This is a genomic window from Achromobacter sp. SIMBA_011, from assembly GCF_046535435.1.
GTDB classification, from domain to species: domain Bacteria; phylum Pseudomonadota; class Gammaproteobacteria; order Burkholderiales; family Burkholderiaceae_B; genus Achromobacter; species Achromobacter dolens.
This window is the reverse complement of record NZ_JAWRWN010001141.1, coordinates 1-240: the sequence shown is the minus strand read 5'-3', so window position 1 is coordinate 240 and position 240 is coordinate 1. Positions and strand designations below refer to the sequence as shown.

The window sequence follows — 240 nt, the reverse complement described above, 5'->3', positions numbered from 1 at the left end:
CGGCACTTTGCGAACCCTTCAGTGGGATGGGCAAACTTCCCTCCGGAAAAAGCGGACGGCCGTGTGGCCGTCAGCTTGATCAAGCGATTAGGGGTAGCGGCGCGGGGTGCGCCGGCTACCGACTTGATTTGGCGCGCGAGGCCATGGGGTCACGCGCGCCATACCGTATTCATTAGCGTAAGCGCGCAGTATCCGCGTACGCCGATGAATAGCCCGCTTCGAAGCGCACGTCCTGAACAG

Annotated in this window: 1 protein-coding gene; it reads left to right on the top strand. The window is 62.1% G+C overall.

Annotated features, from left to right (window positions below; all coding sequences use genetic code 11):
• A partial coding sequence (locus tag SB816_RS34610) for a hypothetical protein (RefSeq protein ID WP_410548575.1) occupies nt 1-240 on the top strand: 240 nt, incomplete at both ends.